This window comes from Defluviimonas sp. SAOS-178_SWC (assembly GCF_039830135.1).
Lineage (GTDB): Bacteria > Pseudomonadota > Alphaproteobacteria > Rhodobacterales > Rhodobacteraceae > Albidovulum.
The window spans coordinates 23,811-50,620 of the sequence record NZ_CP156080.1 but is presented as its reverse complement, the minus strand read 5'-3'; the positions used below and the strand labels follow the sequence as shown (position 1 = coordinate 50,620).

The window sequence follows — 26,810 nt, the reverse complement described above, 5'->3', positions numbered from 1 at the left end:
CTCATCTCCCGTCGGTTAAGGCGATTGCCGCCGGGTCTTCGGCAAAAAGCCGCCCGACTCGCACACCGCTCGCGCTGCCATCCTCATCGCGCAGGAGGAAGAGGGCGTCGAGCCCGCTTTTTCTCGCGAGGGTCGCGCCTCTCTCCGGCCCGAGTACCATGAAGGCCGTCGCCCAGCCATCGGCTTCGGCACAGGTGCGGGCCACAACGGTGACGGAGGCCGGCGGCGCGCTCAGCGGTGCGCCGCGTGCCGGGTCCATCGTGTGCGACAGGCGCCGCCCCTGTACCTCGACCCAGTGGCGGTAGTCGCCGGAGGTCGCGACGGCGGCATTCTGAAGCGCGAGGATCGAATGGGGCGTCCGGCGCCCGGCGTCCGGCGCCTCGACGGCGATGGTCCAGGCCGCACCGTCCGGGCGAAAGCCGAGGGCGCGCATCTCGCCGTCGATCCCGACGAGGGCGTTGTCGATCCCGTGATCACGCAGTGTCTCGGTCAGCCGGTCAACGCCGTAGCCCTTGGCGATGCCGTTGAGGTCGAGCGCGATGGGCGCGGACTTGCGCACAAGGGCGCCGTCGATCTCCAGCACCTCATGCGCCGGACGGCGACGGGCGCCCATCGCGGCGCGGATGCCCGTGGGCGCAGCGGCATCCGGCCCGAACCCCCAGGCCGCGACCGCGTCGCCCATGCCGATGTCGAAGGCTCCGCCGGAGGCGCGTCCGATCTCCAGGCCGAGGCGCAGGACCGCGCGCAGCCGCGTGGGCACCGCAACCCATGCGCCCGTCGGTGCCGCGTTGAGCCGCATCAGGTCGCTGACCGCATTCCAGGTCGACATCTGCGCGTCCACCTCGTCGACGGCCGCCTGAAGCGCGGCCCGGACCGTCTCTGTGTCGAAACCGGGTTCCGTGAAGAAGAGCGCGGACCAGCGCGTGCCCATGGTCGGGCCGTTCAGCGCGACGCGCGCCGGTTCAGTAGACATCCTCGACATACCGCCCCTCCGCCTTCAGGACCGCCGGCGAAAGCCCGACCGGCGCGAGAATCTCGGCCAGCGCATCGGCCACGCCCGCCGCCATGTCGCGTCCCCCGCAGACCATCACGCGCGCGCCACTGCGGATAAGCGCCGCAACCCGCGTCGCCTCGCCCCGCAGAGCGTCCTGCACGTAGTGGGGCCGCGCTCCGCGCGAAGCGGCCGCGACCAGCCGGGTGAGACGCCCCTCTTCCTGCCAGGCGGGCAATTCCTCCCCGTAGAAGAAGTCGGAGTCGGGATGACGCATGCCGAAGAACAGGTGAACCGGCCTGCGCCGCCGATTGCCGCGTATGAGACCCGCGAACGGCCCGATGCCGGTCCCGGCGCCGATCAGGATCAGCGGCGCCCGGCTCCGACCCGGACGGAAACCCGGGTTGCGGCGGAGGAAGGCGGCCACCGTATCGCCCGGCTCCAGCGCCGTGAGCTGGCCCGAGCAGAGACCGCCCGGATGCTTCCGCACAACGATCTCGATAAACCCGTCGCGGCGCGCGGATGCGAGCGAGTAAAGCCGCGGGACGGTGCCGCCTTCGGGCAGAATGCCGATCAGGTCGCCGGCCTCGAACCGGGCGAACCCGGATCCAGTCAGCCGCTGCCAGAGCGAGGCGCGCGGCAGCGCGAAGCGAAGGATCGCGGTCGGGGCCTGCACCTCGGCGCCGTAGTCCCGGCGCGAAACCAAGGTCATCGTGTCGGCTTTCGGCGGGACGGGCCGGTGCGACAATTCCAGGGGGATCCCCAGCGCCTCGCCAAGCGCGCGGCCCCAGCGCGCGAAATCCTGCGGCGACTGGCGGTCGACAGTGTCGAGCGGCAGGAGTTCGGGCCAGCCCTTCGCCTCGGCAGCTGTGGCAACGGCTTTGGCGAAGGCGCAGTAGGCGGGAAAGCTGCGATCCCCGAGGCCGAGTACGGCCAGAGGGATGTCGGGCGCGCAATCGAGCGTACCCAGCCGGTCGAGGAACCCCTTGGCCGAGGCTGGCGCCGCGCCGTCGCCATAGGTCGCTGCGAGCACGACAATCCGCTCGGCGCGGATGTAACGCTCCGGGGCGAAGCCCGACATCGCGCCGACATGGACGCTCCGCCCGGCTTGCGCGAGGGCGGCATGCAAGGTCGCGGCGAAACCCCAGGTGCTGCCGCCTTCGCTGCCGACGAGCAGAATCGTATCAGCCCGCCCCGCGGGCTGGTTGCCCCGGATGCGCGGCCGTCCGCGACGTGCTGCGAGCCAGACCAGAACGCCGGTCGCGCCCATGACCGGGACGCCGAGCGCCATGAGCCCCAGCACGAGGCCGAGCGTCGCGGCGCCCTCTCCGGTGTGCAGCATGTAGACGGTTTCCGACACGCGCTCCCACCCGGTCAGGTCCGCCCAGGCCAGAAGCGCGCCGGTGCCCTGGTCGAGATAGCCGGTTCCCCCGTCGGTCTTGAGCGTGAAGACATCGGTCGCGTCGCCGGGATAGGGAAAGCTCAGTTCGCGCAGCTCGGCGACGGGTATTTGCTGCAACGTCGTCATCTGATCGGGCGCCAGCCCCGTCTCGCCGCTCACCTCGGCCGGAAGCGCTGGCATTGTGCCGCCGCCGGGGAGCAGATCAAAGGTGGCGCCCGCCATCCACAGCGCCGTGACGGAGGATAGGACAAGACCGGCCACGGCCAGCCGGGCGATCTCGACATGCAGCCGGCCGGCGCGTGGACCGCGCAGAGGCGCGAACCAATGCCGCCAGCCGCCCGCCCGCCGCGCGACCAGCGCCGCGCCCGAGAGCGAGAGAACCAGCATCGCCGCCGCCCCCGCGGCCATCGCGATGCGCCCGCCATCCCCAAGGAACAGCGAGCGGTGCAGGTTCGCAAGCCACCGCCTGACCTGGCTGGGATCGGCCGAGGCCACGCCCTTGCCGGTCGCCGGGTCGATCACGGCGGCACCCGGCATACCCTGATCGAACCAGTAGGCGGTGATCCGGCCCGAGGGCGATCGGCGGATCTGCTCGACGCCCGGCTGGACCGCCCGGATGCGGCCCGCGAGCGTTGCGACCGTGAGATCGGCCTCCGCCTGCGGCGCGCCGATGCGCTCGGCGGCGGGAAAGACGGACAGTGCCGCGCCACTCAGGGCGAGCACGACGACAAGCGCGAGGGCCACAAGGCCCGGCCAGCGGTGGAGCGCGCGGATCATGCCCTTGCTCCTCACATGTCGTAGGCGAAGCTGGCGATATAGCGGCGTCCGCGCACCGATGTGCCGGCGCCTTCGGTCGTGAGCGGCACGGCCACTTCGTTGGGGCTGTCGCGCATGTCCTCGACGGCGGCGTCGATATGCAGCGTGAAACCCGCATCGAACAGCGCGTCGGCCAGATCGAGCGTGATCTCCAGCGTGCGGCCCGCGCCGACGCTGGCGCCGGTGATGCCGTTGATCTGGCCCGGGTCGCCGCCCGTGGCGCGATACCAGTCGCTCAGATGCTCGTAGTATTTCGACTTGCTGCCGGCCATCCACAGGCTGCCGACATAGGCGCCCGAGGCGTCGGTCACGTAAAGTGCGAGATAGGCGCCGTCGCCGCCATAGTTGTTGAGGGTGGTGGTGAGCGTCACGGGCCGGGCAATGGCAAGGCCGGGAAGCGTCAGCGCCGTGGTCAGCGCGAGAGATGCGAGAAGCGATTTCATCGGGTAGATCCTTGTTCGGAGGGGTGCGGCGGAACGGCTCAGTTCACCTGGACCTGCGGCGGGGCGCCATTCCCGAAAAGACCGTTCTGCGGCGGCGCGACAGTGCCCGCGGGCGCGGGGTTGCGGGCGCGTTTGCCGTCCTTCTCCTCGTAGTCCATCTCGACGATCTGCAATGTCGCCGGATCGAGCTTCACCTCGATCTCCCGCCCGTCGCGGTCGCGGCCCTCGATCTCGTAGCAGCCATCGTCGATCTCGAAGTCCTTCACGGTCCAGCCGTTCTGCCGGGCCAGGTGCATCAGGGCCTCGTGCGGCTGCCACCGGTCGCGGGGGGCGTTGCAATCGTCGTCGGCGAAGGCGGCGCCGGCGGGCAGAATGATTGCGAGCGCAAATGCGGTCAGGGTGGTTTTCATGGCAAGGTCTCCTTTCGTCTGCTGAACCCTGTCTGGAGAGCCGACCTGAGGACTTCCTGACGGCGGCGCGATTTCGGCTTCAGCTTCCCGTCAGAAATGAAAAGGCCGGCTGCGCCAGCCGGCCTTCCTTGCGTGTTTGGCGCGATGCCGATCATCTCTCCGTCCGCATGGCCGCCTCGACAAGCAGAGCAGCCGGGTAGAGAACGTCGATGTCGCTGGTCTGGTGCCAGATCATCGTCTCTGCCAGCCGCGCCGTTTCGGCCTCTCCGGCCTCATCCGCAGCGGCATAAAGCTCGACCAACGCGGTCACGAGTTCCACGTCACCGTCATGGAGTTGCGACAGTTCCGCCGCGATGCGACTCTGGTCGGGATAGTCTGCCGCGTTCAGACGGCCTGCCGGCGCCGCATCGGCCCAGCCAAGCAGCGGCAGGACCAGCCGTTCCTGCGCGGCATTTTGCGATGCCATAAGATCGCCGGCCACGCGGGCGGCCGCGCCGATTGCGCCGGGCATGTCGGCGGCACGTTCCAGGCAGAGCTGAAAGTCCGCGTGCACCGCACCCAGGGCGTAGGGGGTTTCACTGGCAGCCGCATGGGCCGGGATGGCAAGGGCCGACAGGGCCGCGGCGACGATCAGGGTCTTATGCATTCTAGCCTCCTCTCACTTGATGACCCCAATGTGACGGTCCTGCCTGATGCTTTCCTGACGACACCGCGATTCACGCTTCAGTTTGCCGTCAGGAAAAAAGGCCCCGCCGGGAAGGGCGGGGCCGGAGCCAGAAGGGACAGCCAGTCTTGGCGTCTGCGCCGGTCAGGCAATGTCACCGGGGCCCGCAGCGCGCTTGGCGCCTGTGACCATGGCGCGGGCGAGGTTCTCGTGATGCCGGAAGGAGGCGAGCACAACACCCCCCACATGCAGCGCGGCAAGCAACAGCATCAGGTTGGCCAGCGACTCGTGAACCTCTTCCAGCGCGCCTTCGACATCGCCGCGCGCACCATGCGCATCGCCGTCGTCATCCGCCCAGGCGGGCGCCACGATGGCGGGCATGTCCGGCAGCATCGCCACGCGGGTCTCGTCAGCCATGAGCCAGCCGCTGAAGGCGGTGCCCGAGAGCGTCAGCAGAAGCGCCACGACCATGGCGGCACCCGCCGGGTTATGGCCGAGGTAGCGCCGCTCGCGCCCTCGCGCCATTTCGCCGATATAGGCGAGCGTTTCGCCGGGCCCCTTCAGAAACCCGGCGAAGCGCGCATGGCGGCTGCCGGCAAGGCCCCAGACCAGACGGAACGCCACAAGTCCGGCGACGGTGTAGCCCGCGACCTCATGCGCGATCTGCCAGTCATCCGCAGTCAGCCAGGCAGCGGTGAAGGCGGCGACAAGGCCCCAGTGGAAGATGCGCACCAGCGGATCCCAGACCCGGACCATGCCGGCCGGGCCGGTGGCCGTCTCCGGCGCGTCATGCGTGGTTGCATCAGTCATCGGTGCGTCCTTCGCGATTGCGCTTGTCATCCTCGTCGTCGTACTCGAGCTCGATCACGCGGAGCGTCCCGGGATGGACCGTCACCTCGATCCCACGCCCTGCGGCATCCTTGCCGTCGATCTCGTAACAGCCATCGTCGATCTTGATGCGGCGCACCGCCCAGCCGTTCTCCTCGGCCAGGCGCGCGACGGCATCGCGCGGCTGCCAGTCGGCCATCGGCACGAAGCAATCGTCGTCCGCCAATGCGGCACCGGCCGGGAAGACCGCGAGAAAGCCGAGAATTGTCAACGTCTTCTTCATGGGTCAAACTCCTCGCCGCACGCCTCTTGACGCAATTTCTGCACTGCGAAGCTGACGGCAGCCTGAAGGGGCCTGGCGCACCCGCTTCAGCCTGGTGTCAGCCGAACGGATCATGGAGGGTCGGCGTGGAAGGACGGGAGCGGGGATGCGCATTCTGCTGATCGAGGACGACACGGTTCTGGGGGCCGCAGTGCGCGACCAGATCGTGGCCGATGGCCAGTCGGTGGACTGGATGACGCGCCTTGACGCCGCCGGCGACGCCCTGCGCGCCACCTCCTACGACCTGATCCTCCTCGATCTGATGCTGCCGGACGGGCGTGGCATCGGGTTCCTCAAAGGCTTGCGGGCGCGGGGCGAGGTGACGCCGGTCATGATCCTGACCGCGCTCGACCAGGTCTCGGACCGGATCGAGGGTCTGAACGCGGGGGCCGACGATTACCTTGTAAAGCCCTTCGACCTCGCGGAGCTGTCGGCCCGGATCGGTTCGGTGGCCCGGCGCTACAGCGGCAACCCCAACCCCATCGTCAAACACGGGCCACTTGAGATCGACCTGGCCGCACGCAGCGTTCACCGCGACGGCAGGCCTGTCCAGCTGACGGCCCGCGAATGGGCGCTTTTCGAAGCCTTCCTCGCGCGGCCGGGGCAGCTGCTGTCCAAGGCGCAGCTGGAAGAAAAGCTCTATGCCTTCGATACGGAAGTGGAGAGCAACACCATCGAGGTTCATGTCAGCCGGCTGCGCAAGAAGCTGGGAAGCACGGTCATCGAGACCGAGCGCGGCATGGGCTACAGGCTGGGCAGGCCATGAGGTGGCCCGCCAGCCTTCAGGCGCGGCTGGGTCTGTCGGTCGGTCTCGTGCTGACGCTCCTGTGGCTTCTGGCCGCCACCGTTACCGCGGTGATCGTCCGGGGCGAACTGGACGAGGTCTTCGACAGCGCCCTGCGGGAGACGGCAGAGCGCATCCTGCCGCTGGCCGTGACCGATATCGTCGGGCGGGAAGATCAGGCGGTCACGCAGCGGCTCGCCCAGATCCGGGAACACGAGGAGTTCTTCACCTATCTGGTGCGCGATGCCGAAGGGCGCATCCTGTTGCAGTCGCACGCGGCCGACCCCGCCCTGTTCCCGCCCTGGGACGGGCCGGGGTTTAGCCAGACACCCACCCACCGGCTCTACAGCGATGCCGCGCTTCAGGGGACAATCCGCATCACCGTGGCCGAACCGCTGGCGCATCGCGCGGCGGTCGCGGGGGACATCCGGATGGCCCTCGGCCTGCCGCTGCTCATCGTCCTGCCCGTCGCACTGGCGGCGATCGTCCTCGCCGTCCGCTTCAGCCTCGGCCCCCTGCGCCGGTTCCGTGCGCGTCTCGATGCGCGCGGCGCCCGCGACCTGACGGAGGTTCCGGCAGAGGACCTGCCGACAGAGATCGGCCCGCTGGCCGAGACGCTGAACAGCCTTCTGGCCAGGTTGCGCGAGGCGTTCGAGGCCGAACGCAGCTTCGCCGCGAACGCCGCGCACGAATTGCGCACCCCGCTCGCCGGCGCCATCGCGCAGGCGCAGCGGCTGAAGGCCGAGACCACCGACCCCGCCACGGGGGCACGGGTCCGCGATATCGAGGAAACGCTGAAAAAGCTTACCCGCCTCGCCGAGCGTCTTTTGCAACTGGCCCGTGCGGAGGGGGGACGGCTTCGGCTGGATCACGCGTCCGACATGCGGCTGGTCGCGCGCGTCATGGTGGAGGACCTTGCGCGCAGCCACGGGCCCGGCCGCATCGCGCTTTCGCTGCCCGACGCGCCGGTGATGTCCGATCTCGATCCCGATGCCTTCGCGATTCTCTGCCGCAACCTGGTGGAGAACGCGCTGCGCCACGGGGACAGGTCTGAACCGGTCGAGGTGACGCTGTCCGCCGACGGAACCCTGACCGTCGCCAATGACGGCCCTGTCCTGCCGCCCGAGGCGCTCGCGCGGCTCACCGACCGGTTCGAACGCGCGGGAGCGATGCGCGACGGCAGCGGCCTCGGTCTTGCCATCGTGAAGGCCATCGCGACAGGGGCCGACGCCGACCTTTCGCTGCGATCTCCCCGTCCCGGCCGGGCGACCGGCTTTGAGGCGCGCGTCCGCTTCCCGCTATCCCGCTCGGGATCGTGATCCGTCGCGCGCCATCGTCAGGGCCGTGCGAGTCCGGTCATGTCGACCGACGTCTTCTCGCCCAGGCTCTCCAGGCTGTCGTGCAGAAGCTGGATCGCATAAAGCGGGTTATGAACATGGGCCGCCCCGTCCTTGGCCACGAACTGATAGTTGTAAGCCGCCTTCAGTAGGCGCGGCGTCCAGTTCTGGTATCGGTTAGGAAAGATAGCCTCGTCCTTGCCGGCGATGCCGTCGCCATTGGTGTCGGCGAAGAAGTAGGGATAGGCATGGGCGTCATAGGCGATCGGGCTACCGGCCACCTGCATGCCGTAGGTCCGGATCGCCTCGCCCAGCCTTTCGTGCAAGGTGGCAACCTCGGCGGCGATGCCTTCCGTGGTATCGCCGTCGCCATCGCTGTCGAGCCTGGTGATGCGGATGGCGGAATACTGCGTCGTGCCCTTGTGGCATTCGGCGCAGGTCTCGATCGCGGCCGGTTTCAGGCTGTGCTGATTGTGGCAGGTGAGACAGGTCGAGGGCTCGTTCTTCACATGGTCGAAGCGCCCGGCATAGGTCTTGCCCGGATATTGATAGCCGCCGGCCGCGAGACTGCCCGCCTGGGTTGCCGCGGCCGCCCTGTAATGGATGTTGATGAAGCCCAGGTCGCCCGCGACCGCGTCGTCCTCGCGGCCCGCGACGGCCTTGTCGACATCCGCGCCCGACGCCCGGCCCTGATGGCAGGTCGAACAGATCGCCTCGTGTCCCAGCCCGTCGAGCCGCGCGCCCGAGGGAAAGACGACACTTTGCAGCGCCATCGAGCCGGGGTTGTGGCAAGTCACGCAATCCACCGTCGAGCCGAGCGGCTGCGGCGCATCGACGACATTGACCGCGCGAAGGTCGGCGCCGAGATAGTCGATGATGCCGCGGCTGGTGTGGCAGGTCGCACACTCGCCGGGCACGGCACGCTCCGCCTCGCCATCCCAGTGGCGGAAGGCTTCGGCGGTGCGGTCGGCATGGGGCGAGGCAAGCCAGGCCGCGGTGATCTTCGCCAGATCCGGCTTCGTCCCTTCCTGCGCGAGGGCCGGAAGGGTCGCCACCGCGCCGGCGAGAAGCATGATGGCGACAGTGAGGTTTCGAGAACGCATGGCAAGACCCCGGGTGCAGTTTCGTTTCGAGTGCGCGCGAGTCGCATCGACGATCAGGAGAGGACGGGAACCTGTCCTTGATCTGGGTCAAATCGACACTGCGATAGCCCGGAAAGGTCGAATATCGCCGCGCGCAGTCAATCCTATGGAAGCCGACGCGGGGTGGCGGCCCTGCCCGATGCGGCTGGTGTCAGAATCCGGGTGCCGGCAGCGTCACCCTGACGGTGAAGCCGCCCTTGTCCTTCGCGTCCTCGAACCCGACCTGCCCCCCATGCAACGCAACGATTCTCGATACGATGGACAGCCCCAGGCCGCAGCCGGGCCGGTGATTGCCCTCCACACGGTAGAACCTGTCGAACACCCTTTCTCGCAATTCGGCCGGGATGCCGGGGCCGCTGTCGACGACCCGCAGCACAACCTCGCCACCGCCGGATTCGACCGCCGCGGTCACCTCTCCGCCCGCCGGCGTGTAGCGAACCGCATTGTCGATCAGGTTGCGGATCATGACGCGGAGCAGTTCGCGATTTCCGGTCACGACCGTTTCGCCACCGCCGGCTTCGGCGGCGCCCAGATCGACGCCCGTCAGTGCGGCGCCGGGGGCTGCCTCGGCAACGCAATCAATGACCAGGGCACGCAGATCGACCGGCCCGGTCGCGCCGGTCAGCGCGTCCTGATCCAGACGCGAGAGCACGAGCAGCTGTTCGACGAGGCGGCTGCCCCGGTCGCTGCCTGCAATCACCCCCTCGATCGCCTCGGCGCATCGTGTGGGGTCGCGTTCCTGCCGGGCGACTTCGGCGTGGGTCCGGATGGCGGCGAGCGGTGTGCGCAGTTCATGGGCGGCGTCGGCGGCAAAGCGCCGTTCCCGCTCCAGAAGGGCGGCGATCCGGGCAAGGAGCCGGTCAAGCGCATCGATCAGCGGCTGCACCTCAGACGGTGCCCAGCGAATGTCGAGCGGCTGCACATCGTCGGCGCGGCGCCGCTCGACCGTTGCCGCGATCGCCCGCAACGGCTTCAGCCCCCAGCGCACCGAGAACCAGACAAGAAGGGCGAGCAGGGGAACCGCAAACCAGAGCGGGTGCAGAATGTGCACCGCCACGCGGTCGGCAAACCTGGCGCGCGCCTCCTGGCGCAACGCCACCTCGACGAAACGGCCGGCCCCGTCGGCAGCGCCGAACACCCGCCAGCGGCCCCCATCGGTGACGGTATCGGTGAAGCCCGACTGCCACTTGTCGGTCGGAAAATCCGGGTCGCCGACTGACTTCCATGCCGTGCCGCCGTCATTCACCGACACCCGGTAGGCGATCATCCGGTCCGCCCCGGCGGCCGGCAGGTGAAGCGACGTGCCGTCGAGGCGCTCCTGCGGCACGCGGTCGAGCAGGGTCAGAAGCAGGGAGGCCGACTGTTCGAGTTGCGCATCGAGCATGTCGTCGATCAGCCGCCTTGTATCGAGATAGGTGAAGAAGGCCGTGGCCAGCCAGGCCGCGACGATGCTGGCGCCCAGGATCAGCAGCAGACGCCGGCCAAGCGAACGGTTCATGTCTCGGACCCCGGGATGACATAGCCCACGCCCCGGACCGTGCGGATGAGCCCGGCATAGAGCTTCCGGCGCAGGTTGTGGACGTAGACCTCGACGGTGTTGCTTCCGATCTCGTCGCCCCAGCCATAAAGGCTGTCCTCGAGCTGGCTGCGGGTTCGCACCCGGCCGGCATTCAGCATCAGTTCCTGCAAGGTGGCGAATTCGCGGGCCGACAGCGCGACGGGTACGCCGTCCAGCAGCACCGTGCGGCCGGCCGGGTCGAGCGCGACCCGGCCATGGTGCAGGATCGGTGCCGCCGCGCCCTTCGACCGGCGCACGAGCGCCCGCAACCGGGCTTGCAGTTCGGCGAGTTCGAACGGCTTGACCAGGTAATCGTCGCCCCCTGCATCGAGGCCGGCGACCCGGTCGGCAGTCGTGTCTCGGGCGGTCAGCACGAGAACCGGCGTCGGATCCATCTTGGCCCGCAACTGCCGGAGCACCGTGAGCCCGTCGATGCCCGGCAGGCCGAGATCGAGAACGACCGCGTCGTAGGCGGTGGCGCGCAGGGCCGTCTCGGCATCGAGGCCGTCGGTCACCCAGTCGACCGCCCAGCCGGCCTGGACGAGCCCCGCCGACACGCCCCGGCCCAGCAGCGTATCGTCTTCGACCAGCAGAATGCGCATCGTGCCAACCTCTCCGTTCGGCAAGCGGATGTCAGTCCGTGTGCCGCATCAGGCACGGGCCACCATGCCGGGCGGCCCGTGTCGCTGCAATCGGGTCCGCCGCTCAGTTCAGCGATTGCCAGCCCGGATGCACAAAATGCTCGCCATAGGCGTTGAGGGCCATGACGACCTTCACCGCGCCGCCGCGTGGCGCGTCGCTTTCCTCCATGTCCGACACGCCCTCGATGATCTGCCCGAGGACGATGTGCAGCTGCGCGTCGGTCTCGGGCTCAAGGTCGCAGTTCTCGATCATGAAGTCGGTCTGTCCCATGACCGTGGCGGCAAGCGCCCGGTACTCTTCCTCGGGCAGGCGATCCTCATGAATGGCGTCGAGACGGGCGGCCACGGCCTGCCGGATCGCGTCCATGCCCTTGTGCATGTTCTCGTCGCCCTGCCATTTCTGCCCGGCATTCAGCGAAAGCGCGATCTCGCCCGCCGCATGTCCCTGGTGGGAGGCGGTCTCGGCAAGGCCGGGTCCGCCGGCGAGCGCGAGGGAGGCCGCGACCAGCGCGGGCGCGATCTGTCTGATGGAAAGCATGTCGGTTTCTCCTTTAACATGGATGTCGGCGCCTTGTGGATGCGCTGGCCCCGGTTTGCTTAACGAATCTTAAACGTCGCTTAAGCGCCGGGATAAATTCGCGGATTGAACCGCGCCACGGGGCGCGGGGGGCGCGGGGCTGTCATGCCCTGCGGCTTGCCTTGGGGATGCGCCAGCCCGTCATCGCATCGAGCAGGGCAATGGCGATCGCGACGGTGAACGCGCCGGCCAGCGTCAGCACGGTCCGCGTGAAGATGGCATAGGCGACATCCTGCGTGCTGAACGCCCCGGCCACCAGCGCCAGCGCAACCGAGAAGGCGTATTGATAGACCATGCTGGGTTGCGGGCCGAACAGCATCTTCTGGGCAAGCCAGAGACCGCCGAGGAAGGTCAGCCCCAGGATGATCGGCAGATGCGGCGAGACGACGAACGGCGCAAGGATGCCAAGCGCCGGCGCGCCGCCGTAAAGCGTCGCCCGCATGCGCTGGAACGCTTCGGAGAATACTGCCTTGCGCGTCGGGAAGACCAGCACCATGGCCGCCGTACCGGGAGTTCGTGGAGGGTCCTGCCCCGCAACTCGTAACCTATGATCTGCCCGTCGACCCAGGCGTAACCGCCATCGGGTACCTCAAGGTGGTTGATGCAGCGCAGCAGCGTCGCCTTGCCACTGCCGGAAGGCCCGAGGATGCACAGAACCTCGCCGTAGCTGACCTCGAGGTCGATGCCCTTCAATACCTCGTGGCCGGTGAAGGCTTTCCGGATGCCGACAGTGCGGACGGCGACGGTCATGCCCGCCTTCCGGCGCTGCGGCCGAAAAGGCGCTCGAGATAGTGCTGGCCGATCGACAGGACGGTCGTCCCCGCCAGATACCAGATGGCGCAGACGAACAGCATCTCGATCACGGCGCCGTTGATGAAGTAGATCCGCTGCGCCGCGTTCAGCATTTCCGGCATGGCGATGGTCGCGGCGAGCAAGGTGAACTTCAGCATCCCGACCGCGCTGTTGCCGAGAACCGGCAGGATCAGCCGCATGGTCTGGGGCAGGATGATGCGCGACATGGTCCTCGCCGGGCTCATCCCGAGCGTATGCGCCGCCTCGATCTGGCCGCGATCCACCGAAACGATGCCACCGCGAACGGCCTCGGTGAGATATGAGCCTTCGTTGATCCCCAGCCCGAGGATCGCCGCCACGAACAGATCTACAGAACCGCGCGCGCGGCGCGTGTCCTGCGGCCCAAAATGCTTGACCAGGACGGTCCCTTTGCCGAAGCCCGAAACCTAGGCTTCGGAGCCGCGAGCGATCAGCACATCGCAGGGAGGATCCCGGACAAGATCAGCAGTGAAATGCCCGAGGCCCGTGAAAGACACCGCCCGCGTGTTTGCTCCGACGGCCAGCAGGTCCGGCGCGAAGCTCTTCATTTCGCGGCTCAGACCCTGGGCGACGCTGTCGTGGATCAGATCGACTTTTGCCAGCGATGCGGGCAGGCTTGCGGACCAGGCCGTCGCCTGCGCTGCCGTCTCACGCTGGACGGCCCGCGCGAAATCCGAGGACGCCCCCCCGGTAAGCCCTTCAAATGGCGCCATCCACGCATGGAAAAGGCGGAACGCCGCTTTGGGAGCGAGGCAAAGCGAAACTTCGACCACCCGTTGACACGCCGGAGAAAAGCCGACCGGCGCGAGGACGCGACCGTAGGCGGCATGGGCCGGTGCGGCGACAAGCAGAATTGGTCTCAGCGATTGGGAAACGACACTCTCAACGGTCGTTGGTCTCAGCCCGTCAAAGACGCCACGACTCCTGTGTATTCCGACGACAGCCATGTCGAAGCCACCCGAGTTCACGATCTCCACCAGCTGAGAGATCGCGTCGCCCCTTCTGACAATGATTTCAAACTCGACGTCGCCCGCGAGAGACGATGCGGTCGCATGCAGGAGGTCACGGCTCCGCCTCTCAAGCTCCGCTATCAACTCCTCCGGCAGCGAGTCATCCATGATCGAAACGACAGTTGCGCGTGCGCCCATTTCGGCCGCCAGCATAAAACCGCGCTGAATGGCGCGATCCGAACGTTCGGACAGATCCGACGCAATGAGCAGAGACTTGATCGGCACTATTTCTGACCCTTCTTGACTTACCCAGTTTGAATTTGCGGAGGCGGATCGCGGAAACTGCCCGAATCTGGCCCTGGCCAACGCATTTGGCAGCGCAGACCGGGAATGCATCATCCGGCTTGGGATCACGAATTTCCCCGGAACGTGGACGCAGCGTGTCCCGCCCGGATCAGGAGCGGTTCGGCAACGATCCTGCGAGGCGCGGGAATCTCCTCTGAAGGCTGAACGTCGTCATCTCTCCTATATGGCCGTTGCGCCAAAGGTTTCAATCGGCGGGGTGGCGGTCATCGGGGATGATGACGGCATGTGTCTTCTGGCGGCCGCTCAGGGTGCCGAAAGCGGGAAGCACCCGGCCCTCCGCCTGACCGCCGTTCTCAGCGCCAGAATCGTCGACCGGCAAGAGGGAAGCCCGGGGCCGGCTGGCTCACCACGTCGAGAAGCGTGATCGTGCCGAAAGTGAAATCCGAGCGCAGCAAGGGCGCGCTGTGACCCGCGGACAATCCGATCACCGTCGCCCCGGCGAGCGAGCACACCGACAGATGATCCGAGTCGGCCTGCCGCGATACCCGATGGAAGAGCAGTCCGGTTCGCGGATCGTTTTCGTTTATCCGGTAACGGATCAGGCTGTTCCCGATGGCCAGTTCGGGCGGAACATCCGCCTCCTCGACGATCTGGCTATGGTCAAGCTTCTTTCGAAGGATTTCGCCGACCAGCCTGGGAATGACGGCGTTCGACGCCTCGCACTGGTGAAGATGCGTTTCGATCTGCCGGACATCCTTGATGGTCAGGCGCGTCGCGGCACCCTGGTCGCGCAGCGTTGCAAGCACTGCGGCGGAAAGGCCGGACGGTCCGAGCTGAGCCTCGTTGTCGTAACTGCCAAACATGACATCTCCTCGACGGACGCGCCGTCGTTTCGCGGGAAGCTGCGCAATTCAGGAGAGCCCCGGGCGGTGATGTCAGTTGCAGACGCTCACACCACCCGGGGAAGCGGGCGCGTCAGGAGGATGAACCTCAGATCCACATCGCGTTCGACCATCGGCGGAGGTTAGGAAAGCCGCCACCGGGTGTCAATCGCGAAGGTCCGGCACCTGGGCCCGACACCTGCCGGGCACCGCGGGCCGATTGCGTCCGTCGCCCGCGTCACGGGCTGGTTCAAACGCTCGCCTGGCCTCCGGCGCGCGGCCGGGGCTGGCCGGTCCGGGTACCGGCCGCGCCGCGGCTTTGCGGTCATGCCCGGAAGACAGAAACTCGTCGAAGTCGGCCTTGCTGAGCATCATCGGTTTCGCTCCTCTTCATATCCGTTTCAGGTTTGCTGGTGGAATTCGCGGGATGGCGCGCCGCCGGCAACTCAGGATGCCGGGACGTATCCCGACCGCTCCGCCGTTTCCTTGCACGAGGCCGCGGCCAGCGGAGTCATGCCAAGCTCCCGGTCATCGAAGCCCTCGACAACAAGCGTAATGTCGGCGCGGGCGATCCCGATATCGGCGAGCGTCCGGTCGCTCAGACGCTCCAGCGCGGCGGTCATGCGGCGCCGGCGCCAGCGGCGCGCGGCCGCGTCGAACGCGCTTTGCAGGATGCCGCCGAGCCGCCTCGGCGCATCGGGCCGCGCGATTTCGGCAAGTCTGCTCTGGCTCAGATAATCCCGGTGGGACAGGAACGGATGCATGTCATTCTCCAATCTCAAGCACATATGGGCCGGAACGTGGGCGCCTGCGGGCACGGCAACTGGCCCTGCGATCTTGCGCAGGCCACCGTCCGGGCCACGCGCGGCGCACCGTTTCGAGCGGTCAGATCAGGAAAATCCCCAAGGCGTGGAATGGCGCGACGGCCAGCCCCGCCCGGGGTCAGACGCGGTTCAGCAGATTTCCCGCGAAAAGCAGGAACCTCTTATGGAGCGCAGACATTATCATGGCCTCTACATGGCCGCGACGGCTCCGGGTATCAATCGACCGGCCGTCCGGTGCGACCTTTTGGCTCGATCCTGCCTGTTTTCGGGCCATTTTTGTCACTCCGGCGCGCAGGCCGGCGCCGCCGGCGTGGCGGTCATTGACGCAAAGGCGACCGCGCCCTAACTATGGCCTCATGTTGGTCCATGCAGATCATTTCCGCTTCCTCCTGCTGACCCGCCCGCATCCCCGGGCGGTCTAGGCGCGTTCGCGCCTGCCATACCTCCCGGGGTCTCCTCATCGTCCTGAACCGAACCTGCGACGCGCGATCGTCCGAGGAGAGATCATGTCCAACATCCGTCCGTCACACCTGCCCGCAGCCGGTCACCGCGCGCATTCGGCAACCTCACGCCGCAATCGCGCGCTTTTGCATGATATCGACCGCCAGCAACTCATGCGGCATCTGGCATCGTGCGAAGCGGCGCAGCAGACGTCCTCGCCCTTCCTCGCCCCGGTCATCCACCGGAAGATCGAGACCAGCCTGCCCTGTGGCGCGGAGCCGCCCGAAGATGTCGTGACCGGCAGCTGCCGCGTGACCTATTCGATCGACGGCGGAGAGGCGCAGACCGGCCTCCTGACCCATAATGCGCGTATGCCGGTAACGAACAGCGGTGTCATCCCGGTTCCCTCGCTGCTCGGTGCGACGCTGATCGGGCTGAGGGTGGGTCAGACGGTGCCGATGCTCTGCGAGGACGGCAGCGTTCTGAGACTGACGGTCCTCGACGTTACCCACGCCTGAACATCCGCCTGGCGGACGAACCTGCATGAACCGCGCATCTTCGGCGCGGCCTGCGCCACCTGTAGCCAAAGGAGCTGACCCGATGATGACTCACATGAACGGCATCGCGAAAACGAAAGGCCGGACGCGCCACCCGAAGATCGTCGTCAATGCCGACGACCTCGCCCGTATCGAAGCGCTCGCGGAAGGCGCGATGCAGCGCAATCCCGTGCTGGCGGACCGGCTGCTGGAAGAGCTTGGCCGCGCCCGCGTCGTGCCCGCCGCAAAGATGCCGGCATCCGTCGTCGAGATCGGCAGCAGGGTAACCTACCGTGACGAGGCCACCGGACAAGTGAAATCCGTGACGCTGGTCTTTCCCGAGGCCGCCGACATATCCCGCCAGCGGGTGTCGGTGATGACGCCGATCGGCGTGGCGCTGCTGGGCCTCGCCGAAGGCGCGGCCTTCCATTGGGACACGCGCGACAACCAGCGGCGGACGCTGACCGTGATCCGTGTCGAGCAGAACGCCGACCGCGATGACTGACGCTGTGCCCCGCGACGGCAACCGGGCGGCGCGGACAGGCCGCGCCGAAGCCGGCTCCCGGACGGAGTGATCCGGGTGCCGGCTCCGGCCGGCCGTACCCCGCCCGTTTCCAAGTTTCCCCTCCCGTGGAGTGAGCGCCATGACCCTGCGCCCCATTCGACAGACCTGCGGCAACTGCGACAAGGCCCTGCCGCGCGCTGCCCTCGCCAGATGCCCGCACTGCCGCAAGCCCGTGGCTCCCGTAGCGGCGGCATTGGTCGTCTCATGCCGGCGCTGCAAGCGTCCCCTGCCGGGCGCCCATGCCGGCCAGTGCCCGACCTGCGCGGTTGCCGCCCGGCACGGCGCGGACCGGGCGGGGGTCGGGGGGCGGCCGCGATGAGCACGAAGCAGCATGCACTCCTGCTGGTCTGGCCGAGCGTCCTGATGGTCCTGAGCCTCGCTCTGGCCCTCTTCGGCGTCGATCTGACCGCGCGGCTCGGGCTTGGCGACGATGTGACGCTCGGCGCAACGGCGCTGGCCTATTTCGCTGCGGCATGGTTCGTAAGCCGCATACTGTCGCTGGCGCTCGACCGGGCCGGACGGCGGCGGCCCTACCCGCGGCTCCTGAAGGATATCATCGCGGCGATCCTGTTCCTTGTCGCCCTGGCGGCGGCGGTGGCGCTATTCTCCGGACAAGGCGCGGCCGGTGTGCTGGCCGGGTCGGGCCTCCTGCTCGCCATGCTCGGCTTTGCCATCCGCAACGTCGTGGCCGACACGCTCTCGGGGGTTGCGCTTGGTATCGAGGCGCCGTTCCGGATCGGCGACTGGGTCGACATCGATGGACTGGCCCGCGGCAAGATCATCGAGATCGGCTGGCGCACCACGCGACTGCTGACCCGGGACGCGACCTACATGATTCTGCCCAACAGCCAGATCGCCCGCCAGCGCATCACCAACTATTCCGCGCCGAAACCGCAGTACCGGGCGCAGATTTCGATCACACTGGATCACACCATGCCGGTCGGCGACGCGCGCAAGGTGATGCTTGAAGCGGTCAGGGACGCGAAGCTGATCCAGCAGGATCCGCCCCCGGATGTCCGTGTGACCGCTTACGAAGAAAGCGGGATCACCTATGCCCTTCGCTACTGGCTCGGCCGCTTCGACCGCGACGTGGATTGCCGGGACGAGGTCTACAGCCTGGTGGACGACGCCCTGCGCCGGGCCGGCTCGGTCGCACCGCATCGGCGGATCGAGCTGATCCGCACGAAAGCGCGCCCCGCATCGGCCCGAATGCCGGCGGAACCGGGGCGGGCGCTGCACCCGTTCAGACCCTGACGACGACGACGGCCGCGCCGCCGTCGAACGCGGGGAGCGCCGGTGCCGCCCGGCAACCGGACGGCAACCTGCGGGCAAGGCCCGCGCCCTTTCGTGGCTGTGGATGGGCGCGGAAACCTGTGTGCTGGAACGTCACGACCGCCGCGCCGTTGCCAGCCAAGCGCTTTATCGGCCTGGATGCCCCCGGTCTGTGATCACCTCGCGCACCGACGCGGCGGTCAGACCGCTCGCGATCAGGTCGTCCACGATGTCCGGGATCAGCCCCCGCGAAATCCCGAGATCGGCGAGCATCGCGTCGCTGAGTTGATGCAGGGCCGCAATCGCCTTGCGCCGCTGCCAGTACGTAACCGGCGCGGAAAGCAGCCGGCTGAAGACGCTCTTGCGCTGTGCCGCCGGCTCCTTGACCGGCCCCTCGGCCTTCCAGTGTGTTTGCTCCTGGTACATCATGACCTTGTCCTTCTCGGAAAGGCTGCGCGTCCGACGCAGCCGCGCCTGCACGAAGCCGGATCGCGCGACCTACCTGAACGCGGCCCCCGACCAACGCATCTGGCGGGGCACACCGGTAGTGCTTCATCCGACCTGGGATCACGAATTTCCCCGGAACGCGGACGCAAAAGTCGCGTCCCGCCCGGGGTCAGGAGCGGTTCAGCAACGATCCTGCGAAGCGCAGGAACCTCCTATGAAGGCTGAACGTCATCATGTCTCCAGTATGGCCATTTCGCCGGACGTTGCAATCGGCGGGATGACGGTCCGGGTGCCGGGCCGGTCGGCACCCTCAGGCAGGTCCGATCCCGGCTCTGCGGGGACGCCGTCCCTTATGCGGCGCAAGGACCAGGCGATTCTGCACGGCCGGCCGCGCGGCCTCGTCTGAAACTCGCGCGTCGGTATGCATCCCGACGGGTGGCAGTGGCGGGTACGTCAAGCACAATGTCGCCAATGTTTTCCACCGCGAGAGGCACCGCGATCAGCCCCGCTCCGAGGGGGATCTTGCTGAAACCACATCACACAACTCAGTCACTCGGACGCGGGAAAATACTCTGGCGGCGAAAGTCTGAAGTTCTGAGGGGTGTCGAAGGGCCCTGTCAGCAATTCGATGGTCAGCGCTTCGCCCTCTTCGCCGAGACGACCTGCGAGAACATCGTCAACCCGCTGCATCGCCAAGCGGCCCTGCGCGATCGGATCATCGAACGCCAGCGCCCGAACCTTTCCGGAGGTCAAACCGCGCAGCACGGAATGGCTGACATAGGTGGCGACCAGCGCAGGCATATCCGCCACCGCGCCCGTCGCCGCAAGGCCCATGGCCGCTTCGATGGCGGGCGCGCTACCGATCAGGTAATCTGCATCAGCGAATTGGCTCAACGCTACCTCGACCTCGCCCAGCTGCTCTCTCACGCTGGTATCGGCGTGGTAAACCGCGGCCAGACGCACCGCGCTGTTCTCCAGAGATCGCCTCAATCCCGTTTCGAGGGGCGCCGTCCATCCCGCTTGCTCGGGGCCGGTTATCAGAACGGCCGTCACGGGCGGTTGCCCCTTTGGATGCCGCCGTGCCAGATAGTCCCCGATGCGGCTGCCCATGACGCGCCAGTCCACGCCAACGAATCCGGCAAGCGCCGTGGACCGGCTCTCGTTCACGAAACCCACCACAGGAATGACCCGCGCAGCATCGGAAATGGCCTGAAGCAGTTCGGGATCATCCGATGAGACGACGCCAATCACCATTGCAGCGGCGCCGGAGGCGGTGCAGGCGGCGATCTGCTCTGTCTGGCGGCGAACCGCCCGATAGCCGCCCGCCTCCAGAAACCGCGGCGACAGACCAAGCGTTTCAGCTTCGGTGGAAACCCCGTAAGCAACGCTCAGCCAGTATTCGTCCTTGAAATGCGGAACCAGAACACAAACCTCCGGTTCTCCGCCGGCATCGGCAGCGGCCGAAAACCCCGACCCCATTCCAACAGCGAGAATTGCCGCGTGAAAGAAGGCCCGGTACGTTGGCATCATGCGAGCTACGGGATTTGATAAACGGCTGATCCAGATCATGACGGCCATGGGCTTGCTCGCCGTCATCGTGAGCACCGCCGCCGTGGTGGTCAATCGCTATCTGGTGAATGTTCACAACACACTGATCGAGGAAAACCTGCCGGCCGTGGACATCGCCAACCGGATCGGCAGTCAGGCAGACTTTGTTCCGCAACTTGTCACGGCATTGCGGAATGCGGATAGCGAAAAGGAAATCGACCGGATTACGGATGCCCTGCGGGGCGCCGTCGTCAGTATCGAAACCGGGCTGGTGGCCCTCCACAGCTTCCCGGATATGCAAACGGGTGCCGCGGACATTGTCATGCGCATTTCCGCAAACACCAAGCAGGCCCGGAAGGCCACGGACACGATACAAGGCAAGATCAACGAACTGGCCACGACCGCAGAGGAACTGGACGCGGTCATTGCATCTGCCATGGATCTGGCCCGGCTGCGGATCACGGCCGATATCGCGGGCATCTATGGCAATCAGAAGGTGGACAACCGCCCGACATTGGACGCGCTGGCAGATCGCCATTTCTTTGCGTTCGAACGGTTAACCGAGGTGGTTCGGGTGCTCGACCGCGTGAAACTCAACCTGCAAGCGGTCAATCGACTGCGCAGCCCCGAAGCGCTTGAAAACATGCGGGACATGCTTGCGCGAGATCTGCGGTTTCTCGACAGGCGACTTGTCTTCGTACCGTCGGAACAGGCCCGCCAGTCCGCGCGGATCCTGGTCGAGGCACTTGAACCAATTGTTGCCGGTGACGGCTTGATTGACATGGCAGCGCGGCGCCTGTCCTTGCAGGACGCTGCCGAAGCGGATGTGCTGCGCCTGACGGAAACGGTCATATCGCTATCGGAAACGGCAAAGCAGGCGCAGATCGCCGTTCAGGCCGAAGGCATGGATCTGATCGCGCAGAGCGACCGCACGGCCTCGCGCATCATCCACGGATTGCTGGCCCTTGCGCTGGTTTCACTTCTCACCTCGTTGTCGCTGTGGGTGTATGCGCGCAGAACCGTCGTCAACAGGTTGGCCAATATCTCGCGCCGCATCATCGACGTCGCGCGAAACGATTTCGGATCCCCCGTCCCGATCTCCGGTCATGACGAAATCGGACGGATGGAAAAGGCGGTGAATGTCCTGCGCCGGAGACTGGCAGAGGCGGCTTCGCTTCGCGCGGATCTGGAAGCCGCCGTGATCGCGCGGACCGGCGACGTGCTGGAGCAGATGAAAGACGCCGACAGGGCCCGCACCGACGCCGAGGCGGCCAATGCCCAGAAGACGGAGTTCCTCGCCCGCATGACCCACGAAATCCGAACGCCGCTCAACGGTCTGATCGGAATGCTGCGCCTGCTGGAGACGGAGCTGCGCGACGTCGACGGCCGCGCACGGGTCCGGATCGCGCTTGGATCGGCCTGCGAATTGCGGGATCTGACCGACGACATTCTGGATTTCGCCAGCGCCGAGGTGACCGCCCCGCGTGACAATCCGGTACATTTCGTGCTGCGCGATCTGGTCGGGCAGCTGGGTCAGCAGTTGCTGGGTCTGACGAGCGGAAAGGGGCTGGCCGCCGATATCGACATGGCCGAGGACGCGCCCGTCGTGCTGTTTGGCGACAAGGTCAAGATTCGCCAGATCGTGGGCAACCTGATATCCAACGCGGTCAAATTCACGAAAGCAGGGCGCGTGGCGTTGACGGTCGATCATGCGGAGGATCCCAAGACCGGGCGCCCGGTTCTGAGCTTTACCGTTGCCGATACCGGTATCGGCATGTCGCTTCAGGAGATGGAACGGGCCTTCGATGCCTACAGCAGGGGCGAAGCTGCCCGTGCCGAGGGCATCGAGGGCACCGGCCTGGGGTTGGCGATCTCACGCAATCTGGCCGATGCCCTGGGCGGGTCGATCAGCGTCGAAAGCCAGCCAGGCCTGGGAAGCCGGTTCACGTTTACGGTGCCCTTGGTGGCAGGCGATCCCGAACAGATCGTCACCGCGATGGAGGACACGCCACAGGCCGAAGCAGGTTTGCACGTGCTGGTGATCGACGATCATGCGGTCAACCGGATGGTGGCACGCGGCTATCTGGAAAGGCTGGGCTGCGAGGTTGCCGAGGCAGAAACCGGCAAAGGCGGGGTTGCGGCCTGTGCCAGCGACTCTTTTGACCTGGTGTTGCTGGATATCGACCTGCCCGACATGCGGGGCGAGGATGTCGCGGCGCGGTTGCGGCAGCTGAACGCCGATACCCGCATCGTCGCCCTGACCGCCCATCCTATCGCAGATACGCAGGCCAACCGTGCACGCATGCATGTGGCGCGAATCCTGGCGAAACCCGTATCGCCGCGCGCGCTGGCCGACCTGATAGAGAAAACGGGGGCGCGGCACGGTTCCGAGGCCGCCGCCGCGGACAGCTTGCGCGCACCCGAGCGCATCCTCCAAGACGATATCGCCGACTTGGGTCACGACACCACCCGGCAGATCGTGGACGCCTTTCTGGACGGCCTGCCAAACGCGCTTGCCGCCATCCGCGACCGCCAGGGGGACGCGCGGCGCAAGGCTGCGCATCGGCTCAAGGGGGCGGCCGCCAATTTCGGGCTGGTCGCGTTTTGCGAGACGCTCAGGCAAATCGAAACCATGCAGGGTGATGCCGGTACAATCGACATGATGGAGCATGAGGCTGAGAACGCCGCCGGTATCTTGCGGGCTGCCGCGTACAATGTGGGCCTGTGTCACTCCGTGCCCGGATCGACGAAGTGATAGCCGTGGCCGTGCTCGGTCAGGATCCAGTCGGGGTTCGAGGGGTCTTTCTCCAGCTTCTTGCGCAGCCGGCCGACGATCACGTCGATGATCCTGTCCCCTGAACGTCCGGGATCACGGCCGATCATTTCCGCCAGTCGCGTGCGCGGAATCGTCAGGCCGGGATGATCCGTCAGGGCGACCAGAACCGCGAATTCCTGCGGCGACAGCGTTTCCGTCCGGACCGCAGACACAAGCCGCCGTCGGATGCGGTCGAACCGCCAGGGGCCGAATGTATCCACGTGATGGTCGTTTTCCGGCGCCTTGCCGATATCGCCGATGCGCGCCAGAAGGTTCTTGACCCGCGCCGCCAGCTCGCGCTTGTCATAGGGTTTGGTGACGTAATCATCCGCGCCCATTTCCAGGCCCACGATCTTGTCGACCTGATCGTCGCGCGCTGTCAGAAGGATGATGCCCACCTTCGACACCGCCCGCTGTTCGCGGGTGATGGTCAGGCCATCCTTGCCTTCGAGGTTGATGTCAACGATCAGCAGTTCCGCCGGGTCGGAGGCGATGATATCCTCCATCTGCTCGGCATCCTCGGCCTCGCTGACCCGGTAGCCCAGGTGGCGCAGATAGGCCGCGACCCGCATGCGCGACGTGCGCTCATCTTCGACGATGACGATGTGACCGGCCATGGGTCTTGTTACATTCCTTTACAAAATCGCACAACTGGAATTGCGCCGGATCAAGGCTCGCCGTTCAGCCTGCCGCCTATTATTGCGCCAGATCGACAATCGTGCGGAGGCGAAAGATATGTCATTCCAAACTCCAACTCGTCGGGCCTTTCTTCAAGGCGGTCTTGCGGCGATCGGTGCCACATCCCTGATGAACAGCACGGCCCTGGCCAGCATCGACCCGAACTCCTTCTCCGGGCGCATCTTCCATGCCACCCACTACGGCCCGTTCGAGGCGGTCGTGCGCGATGGCAGGCTGGTCGGCCTGACGCCGATGATCCAGCTGGACGCGCGTCCGACCGAGATGCTGACCTTCGGTGTGATGGACCGCACCTACGACAAGACTCGCATCAGTGCGCCCATGGTACGCAAATCCTATCTCGAGGGTTGGAAGACCGGCGACACGAAGCCCGAACTGCGCGGCAAGGAAGAATGGGTCAAGGTCGATTGGGACACCGCATGGGGTCTGACCGCCAAGGCCCTTCTGGACACGGCCACCAACCACGGCAACGAAGCGATCTTCAGCTCGTCCTATGGCGGTTGGTCCAATGCCGGACAGTTCCGCCCCAACGTGCTTCAGGGTCGCCTGATCAATCTCATGGGCGGCTGCACCAACACTGCGGGCGACTGGTCCGCCGGCGCGGGCCAGGTTCTGCTGCCGCATGTGCTCGGCGACATGGAAGTGTATTCGGCTCAGTCCGCATGGGAGACGATCCGCGACAATAGCGAGGTCTTCGTTCTGGTCGGGTGCGACCCGATCAAGAACAACCGCATCGAATACACGGTGGCCGACCACGGGATGTATGGCCCTTGGGAGCAAATCCGCGATGCCGGGGTCAAGTTCGTCTCGATCAACCCGCAGCGCACCGCGTCGGATGAATATCTCGATGCCGATCATGTCCGCATCATCCCCAACACCGACACCGCGCTCTTCCTCGCGATGGCCTATCACGTTCTTGAAAACGGCCTGGAGGACAAAGAGTACATCGACAGGTACACCGTCGGAGTCGACAAATGGATCGCCTATGTGAAGGGCGACACCGACGGCACACCGAAAACGCCCGCCTGGGCGTCCGGGATCACCGGCATCGACGAGGCGAAGATCAAGGAACTGGCCGAGCTGTTCGCCACGTCGAAAACCTCCATCGCCGGATCCTGGGCCATCCAACGCGCCCAGCATGGCGAAATGGCCTATTGGTCCATCGTCAACTTCCAGGCGCTGACCGGCAAGATCGGCAAGCCGGGTCAAGGTGTCGGCTTCAGCTGGCACTACGGCAACGGCGGCATGCCGCAAGGCGGCAACAAGGTGCCGATCGGCATGAGCCAGGGCCGCAACTTCGTCAAGAAGATCGTGCCCGCGTCGCGGATCACCGAGGCGCTGGAAAACCCCGGCAAGGAGTTCTTCTACAACGGCCAGACCAACACCTATCCCGACATCAAGATGGTGTTCAACTCGGGCAACAACTTCATGTCGCACCAGCAGGACACCAACCGGCTGATCCGCGCCCTGAACAAGGTCGATACGGTGGTCTGCGTCGATGTCTGGTGGACGGCGGCAACCCGTTGGTCCGATATCGTGCTGCCCGCCTCCTCGACGCTGGAGCAGGATGACATCAGCATGGGCGGCACCTATTCCAACGACAAGGTCTACGCCATGAAGAAGGTGATCGAGCCCGTGGGCGACAGCCTGCCGGATTACGAGATCTTCGAAGGGCTTGCCGACAAGCTGGGTCTCTGGACACAGTTCACCGAAGGCGAAGACAAGATGTATCACATCAGGCTGGCCTATGAAGCGTCCGGCGCGGCCCTGAATGTGCCATTCGACGAGTTCTGGGAAAAGGGCTATGCCCGGATGCCGGTACCGCAAGAGGCCCGCAAGTGGACACGCCACGGTGCCTTCTACGAAGACCCCGAGGGCAACCCGCTGCACACCGCATCCGGCAAGATCGAAATGTTCTGCGAAAACATCGCGAACTTCGGCATCGACGACTGCCCCGGCATGCCGGTCTGGATGCCCAAGCATGAATACCTGGGCAGTGCGCGCGAAGGCCAGCTTCATGTCGTCTCGCCGCACCCGTGGTATCGTCTGCACAGCCAGATGGCCAACTCGGAGCGGCTGCGCGCGCTTTACATGGTGCAGGGCCGTGAACCGGTGCGGATCAACACCCAGGACGCTGCGGATCGCGGCATCGAGGATGGCGATCTTGTCGAGCTCTACAACGAGCGCGGCACCGTCATCGCCGGCGCCGTCGTCAGCGACGGCATCATGCCGGGCGTGGTTTCCATCTACGAAGGCGGCTGGCCGCAACTGGACAGCAAGGGCCGCTGCAACTCGGGGTTGGTCAACTTCCTCACTTCGACGCAGCCGTCTTCGGGCTTCAGCCAGGCGACATCGGCGAACACCGTCCTGGTCGAGATGCGCAAATGCGAGGATCCCGAAGGGCCGAACACGGCCTACGATCCGCCTGCGATCATCGACGACATGGAAGTCGCCGAGGTCGATGACGACAGCGTTGGGTCGGACCGGCTGTCTGCCCTGACCGAGGCGCTCTATGCCGACATGACGCCGGGCGAAAAGATGTTCTTCGAACGTTGCACCGTCTGCCATGCGCCGCGCGAGGTGACCCACTACACGCAGCAGCAGTGGAAGGGCATCACCCCGTCGATGTTCGAACGGGCCGGCCTTGACGAATCCGAGAAGGCGCTTGTCATGGAATACCTGATGGAGAATGCCGCAGACGCCATGTAGTCGGTTCCGGGCGCCCGGCCCAACCAGTGGTCGGGCGCCTCGCTTCCTTTCGACGTGGCCAGTTCAGGAGGGCA

The 26,810-nt window shown here is 66.4% G+C and carries 27 protein-coding genes and 1 pseudogene; 7 read left to right on the top strand and 21 right to left on the bottom strand.

The genetic code is table 11. From position 1 onward, the window contains the following. Position 1: 1 nt before the first annotated feature. From V5734_RS00265 to V5734_RS00235, 7 genes are all read right to left on the bottom strand, one after another. Positions 2-982, bottom strand: coding sequence for an FAD:protein FMN transferase (locus V5734_RS00265; protein WP_347309689.1), 981 nt, complete (start codon positions 980-982; stop codon positions 2-4). Continuing rightward, positions 963-3,170, bottom strand: a complete 2,208-nt coding sequence (locus V5734_RS00260; RefSeq protein WP_347309688.1) for a PepSY domain-containing protein — start codon at positions 3,168-3,170, stop codon at positions 963-965. Before V5734_RS00260 ends, V5734_RS00265 begins: the two co-directional genes overlap by 20 nt. An 11-nt stretch (positions 3,171-3,181) precedes the next feature. After that, the gene (locus V5734_RS00255; protein WP_347309687.1) at positions 3,182-3,652 is read right to left on the bottom strand and encodes a DUF2271 domain-containing protein; all 471 of its coding nucleotides are present in this window, start codon (positions 3,650-3,652) and stop codon (positions 3,182-3,184) included. 38 nt (positions 3,653-3,690) lie between these two features. Further along, positions 3,691-4,062 (bottom strand): PepSY domain-containing protein, encoded by a 372-nt coding sequence (locus V5734_RS00250; protein ID WP_347309686.1) that lies wholly within the window; start codon positions 4,060-4,062, stop codon positions 3,691-3,693. A 151-nt stretch (positions 4,063-4,213) separates the two neighbouring features. Further along, complete coding sequence (locus tag V5734_RS00245; RefSeq protein ID WP_347309685.1) at positions 4,214-4,708, bottom strand: hypothetical protein; 495 nt, start codon at positions 4,706-4,708, stop codon at positions 4,214-4,216. Between the two features lie 162 nt (positions 4,709-4,870). Beyond that, positions 4,871-5,536, bottom strand: coding sequence for a cytochrome b/b6 domain-containing protein (locus V5734_RS00240; protein WP_347309684.1), 666 nt, complete (start codon positions 5,534-5,536; stop codon positions 4,871-4,873). Beyond that, the gene (locus V5734_RS00235; RefSeq protein WP_347309683.1) at positions 5,529-5,837 is read right to left on the bottom strand and encodes a PepSY domain-containing protein; all 309 of its coding nucleotides are present in this window, start codon (positions 5,835-5,837) and stop codon (positions 5,529-5,531) included. Before V5734_RS00235 ends, V5734_RS00240 begins: the two co-directional genes overlap by 8 nt. A 145-nt stretch (positions 5,838-5,982) precedes the next feature. Between V5734_RS00235 and V5734_RS00230 the strand changes: the two genes are divergently transcribed. Beyond that, positions 5,983-6,642, top strand: coding sequence for a response regulator transcription factor (locus tag V5734_RS00230; RefSeq protein ID WP_347309682.1), 660 nt, complete (start codon positions 5,983-5,985; stop codon positions 6,640-6,642). Continuing rightward, positions 6,639-7,979, top strand: coding sequence for an ATP-binding protein (locus V5734_RS00225; RefSeq protein ID WP_347309681.1), 1,341 nt, complete (start codon positions 6,639-6,641; stop codon positions 7,977-7,979). Before V5734_RS00230 ends, V5734_RS00225 begins: the two co-directional genes overlap by 4 nt. A gap of 17 nt (positions 7,980-7,996) precedes the next feature. On the opposite strand, the gene V5734_RS00220 is transcribed toward V5734_RS00225, so the two are convergent. The 11 genes and pseudogenes from V5734_RS00220 to V5734_RS00170 form a co-directional block, all read right to left on the bottom strand. Continuing rightward, complete coding sequence (locus V5734_RS00220; protein ID WP_347309680.1) at positions 7,997-9,100, bottom strand: polyheme membrane-associated cytochrome C; 1,104 nt, start codon at positions 9,098-9,100, stop codon at positions 7,997-7,999. 190 nt (positions 9,101-9,290) lie between these two features. Continuing rightward, positions 9,291-10,637, bottom strand: coding sequence for an ATP-binding protein (locus V5734_RS00215; protein WP_347309679.1), 1,347 nt, complete (start codon positions 10,635-10,637; stop codon positions 9,291-9,293). After that, positions 10,634-11,299, bottom strand: coding sequence for a response regulator (locus tag V5734_RS00210; protein WP_347309678.1), 666 nt, complete (start codon positions 11,297-11,299; stop codon positions 10,634-10,636). Before V5734_RS00210 ends, V5734_RS00215 begins: the two co-directional genes overlap by 4 nt. Before the next feature lie 103 nt (positions 11,300-11,402). After that, on the bottom strand, positions 11,403-11,876 hold the full coding sequence (locus V5734_RS00205; RefSeq protein ID WP_347309677.1) for a hypothetical protein: 474 nt from the start codon (positions 11,874-11,876) through the stop codon (positions 11,403-11,405). A 142-nt stretch (positions 11,877-12,018) separates the two neighbouring features. Further along, positions 12,019-12,411, bottom strand: coding sequence for an FUSC family protein (locus V5734_RS00200; RefSeq protein WP_347309676.1), 393 nt, complete (start codon positions 12,409-12,411; stop codon positions 12,019-12,021). A 56-nt stretch (positions 12,412-12,467) separates the two neighbouring features. After that, positions 12,468-12,665: pseudogene (locus V5734_RS00195) on the bottom strand (ATP-binding cassette domain-containing protein); the annotation flags it as partial. Continuing rightward, positions 12,662-13,066 (bottom strand): amino acid ABC transporter permease, encoded by a 405-nt coding sequence (locus V5734_RS00190; RefSeq protein ID WP_347309675.1) that lies wholly within the window; start codon positions 13,064-13,066, stop codon positions 12,662-12,664. The pseudogene V5734_RS00195 and the gene V5734_RS00190, both read right to left, overlap by 4 nt. Before the next feature lie 87 nt (positions 13,067-13,153). After that, positions 13,154-13,981, bottom strand: coding sequence for a universal stress protein (locus V5734_RS00185; protein ID WP_347309674.1), 828 nt, complete (start codon positions 13,979-13,981; stop codon positions 13,154-13,156). Between the two features lie 374 nt (positions 13,982-14,355). Then, positions 14,356-14,865, bottom strand: a complete 510-nt coding sequence (locus tag V5734_RS00180; RefSeq protein ID WP_347309673.1) for a hypothetical protein — start codon at positions 14,863-14,865, stop codon at positions 14,356-14,358. A gap of 183 nt (positions 14,866-15,048) precedes the next feature. Next, on the bottom strand, positions 15,049-15,258 hold the full coding sequence (locus V5734_RS00175) for a hypothetical protein (RefSeq protein ID WP_347309672.1): 210 nt from the start codon (positions 15,256-15,258) through the stop codon (positions 15,049-15,051). A 71-nt stretch (positions 15,259-15,329) separates the two neighbouring features. Then, on the bottom strand, positions 15,330-15,647 hold the full coding sequence (locus tag V5734_RS00170) for a DUF1127 domain-containing protein (protein WP_347309671.1): 318 nt from the start codon (positions 15,645-15,647) through the stop codon (positions 15,330-15,332). Between the two features lie 566 nt (positions 15,648-16,213). Between V5734_RS00170 and V5734_RS00165 the strand changes: the two genes are divergently transcribed. From V5734_RS00165 to V5734_RS00155, 3 genes are all read left to right on the top strand, one after another. After that, positions 16,214-16,666, top strand: a complete 453-nt coding sequence (locus V5734_RS00165; RefSeq protein ID WP_347309670.1) for a hypothetical protein — start codon at positions 16,214-16,216, stop codon at positions 16,664-16,666. 82 nt (positions 16,667-16,748) lie between these two features. Further along, positions 16,749-17,189, top strand: coding sequence for a nucleoside diphosphate kinase regulator (gene rnk / locus V5734_RS00160; RefSeq protein WP_347309669.1), 441 nt, complete (start codon positions 16,749-16,751; stop codon positions 17,187-17,189). Between the two features lie 375 nt (positions 17,190-17,564). After that, the gene (locus V5734_RS00155) at positions 17,565-18,503 is read left to right on the top strand and encodes a mechanosensitive ion channel family protein (RefSeq protein ID WP_347309668.1); all 939 of its coding nucleotides are present in this window, start codon (positions 17,565-17,567) and stop codon (positions 18,501-18,503) included. A gap of 165 nt (positions 18,504-18,668) precedes the next feature. On the opposite strand, the gene V5734_RS00150 is transcribed toward V5734_RS00155, so the two are convergent. Together V5734_RS00150 and torT are read right to left on the bottom strand one after the other, a co-directional pair. Then, the gene (locus tag V5734_RS00150) at positions 18,669-18,950 is read right to left on the bottom strand and encodes a DUF1127 domain-containing protein (RefSeq protein ID WP_347309667.1); all 282 of its coding nucleotides are present in this window, start codon (positions 18,948-18,950) and stop codon (positions 18,669-18,671) included. A 567-nt stretch (positions 18,951-19,517) separates the two neighbouring features. Further along, on the bottom strand, positions 19,518-20,546 hold the full coding sequence (gene torT / locus V5734_RS00145; RefSeq protein WP_347309666.1) for a TMAO reductase system periplasmic protein TorT: 1,029 nt from the start codon (positions 20,544-20,546) through the stop codon (positions 19,518-19,520). Between torT and V5734_RS00140 the strand changes: the two genes are divergently transcribed. Beyond that, positions 20,536-23,271, top strand: a complete 2,736-nt coding sequence (locus tag V5734_RS00140; RefSeq protein ID WP_347309665.1) for an ATP-binding protein — start codon at positions 20,536-20,538, stop codon at positions 23,269-23,271. The genes torT and V5734_RS00140 overlap by 11 nt on opposite strands. Here V5734_RS00140 and V5734_RS00135 read toward each other — a convergent pair. Beyond that, complete coding sequence (locus V5734_RS00135) at positions 23,244-23,948, bottom strand: response regulator (protein ID WP_347309664.1); 705 nt, start codon at positions 23,946-23,948, stop codon at positions 23,244-23,246. The genes V5734_RS00140 and V5734_RS00135 overlap by 28 nt on opposite strands. Positions 23,949-24,066: 118 nt before the next feature. On the opposite strand from V5734_RS00135, the gene V5734_RS00130 reads away from it, so the two are divergent. Beyond that, positions 24,067-26,736, top strand: a complete 2,670-nt coding sequence (locus V5734_RS00130) for a molybdopterin-dependent oxidoreductase (RefSeq protein ID WP_347309663.1) — start codon at positions 24,067-24,069, stop codon at positions 26,734-26,736. Positions 26,737-26,810: the final 74 nt, after the last annotated feature.

Coding starts and splice junctions, on each gene's coding strand:
- V5734_RS00265 (WP_347309689.1), bottom strand. CDS start 982: ATGTCGAGGATGTCTACTGAACCGGCGCGCGTCGCGCTGAACGGCCCG.
- V5734_RS00260 (WP_347309688.1), bottom strand. CDS start 3,170: ATGATCCGCGCGCTCCACCGCTGGCCGGGCCTTGTGGCCCTCGCGCTT.
- V5734_RS00255 (WP_347309687.1), bottom strand. CDS start 3,652: ATGAAATCGCTTCTCGCATCTCTCGCGCTGACCACGGCGCTGACGCTT.
- V5734_RS00250 (WP_347309686.1), bottom strand. CDS start 4,062: ATGAAAACCACCCTGACCGCATTTGCGCTCGCAATCATTCTGCCCGCC.
- V5734_RS00245 (WP_347309685.1), bottom strand. CDS start 4,708: ATGCATAAGACCCTGATCGTCGCCGCGGCCCTGTCGGCCCTTGCCATC.
- V5734_RS00240 (WP_347309684.1), bottom strand. CDS start 5,536: ATGACTGATGCAACCACGCATGACGCGCCGGAGACGGCCACCGGCCCG.
- V5734_RS00235 (WP_347309683.1), bottom strand. CDS start 5,837: ATGAAGAAGACGTTGACAATTCTCGGCTTTCTCGCGGTCTTCCCGGCC.
- V5734_RS00230 (WP_347309682.1), top strand. CDS start 5,983: ATGCGCATTCTGCTGATCGAGGACGACACGGTTCTGGGGGCCGCAGTG.
- V5734_RS00225 (WP_347309681.1), top strand. CDS start 6,639: ATGAGGTGGCCCGCCAGCCTTCAGGCGCGGCTGGGTCTGTCGGTCGGT.
- V5734_RS00220 (WP_347309680.1), bottom strand. CDS start 9,100: ATGCGTTCTCGAAACCTCACTGTCGCCATCATGCTTCTCGCCGGCGCG.
- V5734_RS00215 (WP_347309679.1), bottom strand. CDS start 10,637: ATGAACCGTTCGCTTGGCCGGCGTCTGCTGCTGATCCTGGGCGCCAGC.
- V5734_RS00210 (WP_347309678.1), bottom strand. CDS start 11,299: ATGCGCATTCTGCTGGTCGAAGACGATACGCTGCTGGGCCGGGGCGTG.
- V5734_RS00205 (WP_347309677.1), bottom strand. CDS start 11,876: ATGCTTTCCATCAGACAGATCGCGCCCGCGCTGGTCGCGGCCTCCCTC.
- V5734_RS00200 (WP_347309676.1), bottom strand. CDS start 12,411: ATGGTGCTGGTCTTCCCGACGCGCAAGGCAGTATTCTCCGAAGCGTTC.
- V5734_RS00180 (WP_347309673.1), bottom strand. CDS start 14,865: ATGTTTGGCAGTTACGACAACGAGGCTCAGCTCGGACCGTCCGGCCTT.
- V5734_RS00175 (WP_347309672.1), bottom strand. CDS start 15,258: ATGATGCTCAGCAAGGCCGACTTCGACGAGTTTCTGTCTTCCGGGCAT.
- V5734_RS00170 (WP_347309671.1), bottom strand. CDS start 15,647: ATGCATCCGTTCCTGTCCCACCGGGATTATCTGAGCCAGAGCAGACTT.
- V5734_RS00165 (WP_347309670.1), top strand. CDS start 16,214: ATGTCCAACATCCGTCCGTCACACCTGCCCGCAGCCGGTCACCGCGCG.
- rnk (WP_347309669.1), top strand. CDS start 16,749: ATGATGACTCACATGAACGGCATCGCGAAAACGAAAGGCCGGACGCGC.
- V5734_RS00155 (WP_347309668.1), top strand. CDS start 17,565: ATGAGCACGAAGCAGCATGCACTCCTGCTGGTCTGGCCGAGCGTCCTG.
- V5734_RS00150 (WP_347309667.1), bottom strand. CDS start 18,950: ATGATGTACCAGGAGCAAACACACTGGAAGGCCGAGGGGCCGGTCAAG.
- V5734_RS00140 (WP_347309665.1), top strand. CDS start 20,536: ATGACGGCCATGGGCTTGCTCGCCGTCATCGTGAGCACCGCCGCCGTG.
- torT (WP_347309666.1), bottom strand. CDS start 20,546: ATGGCCGTCATGATCTGGATCAGCCGTTTATCAAATCCCGTAGCTCGC.
- V5734_RS00135 (WP_347309664.1), bottom strand. CDS start 23,948: ATGGCCGGTCACATCGTCATCGTCGAAGATGAGCGCACGTCGCGCATG.
- V5734_RS00130 (WP_347309663.1), top strand. CDS start 24,067: ATGTCATTCCAAACTCCAACTCGTCGGGCCTTTCTTCAAGGCGGTCTT.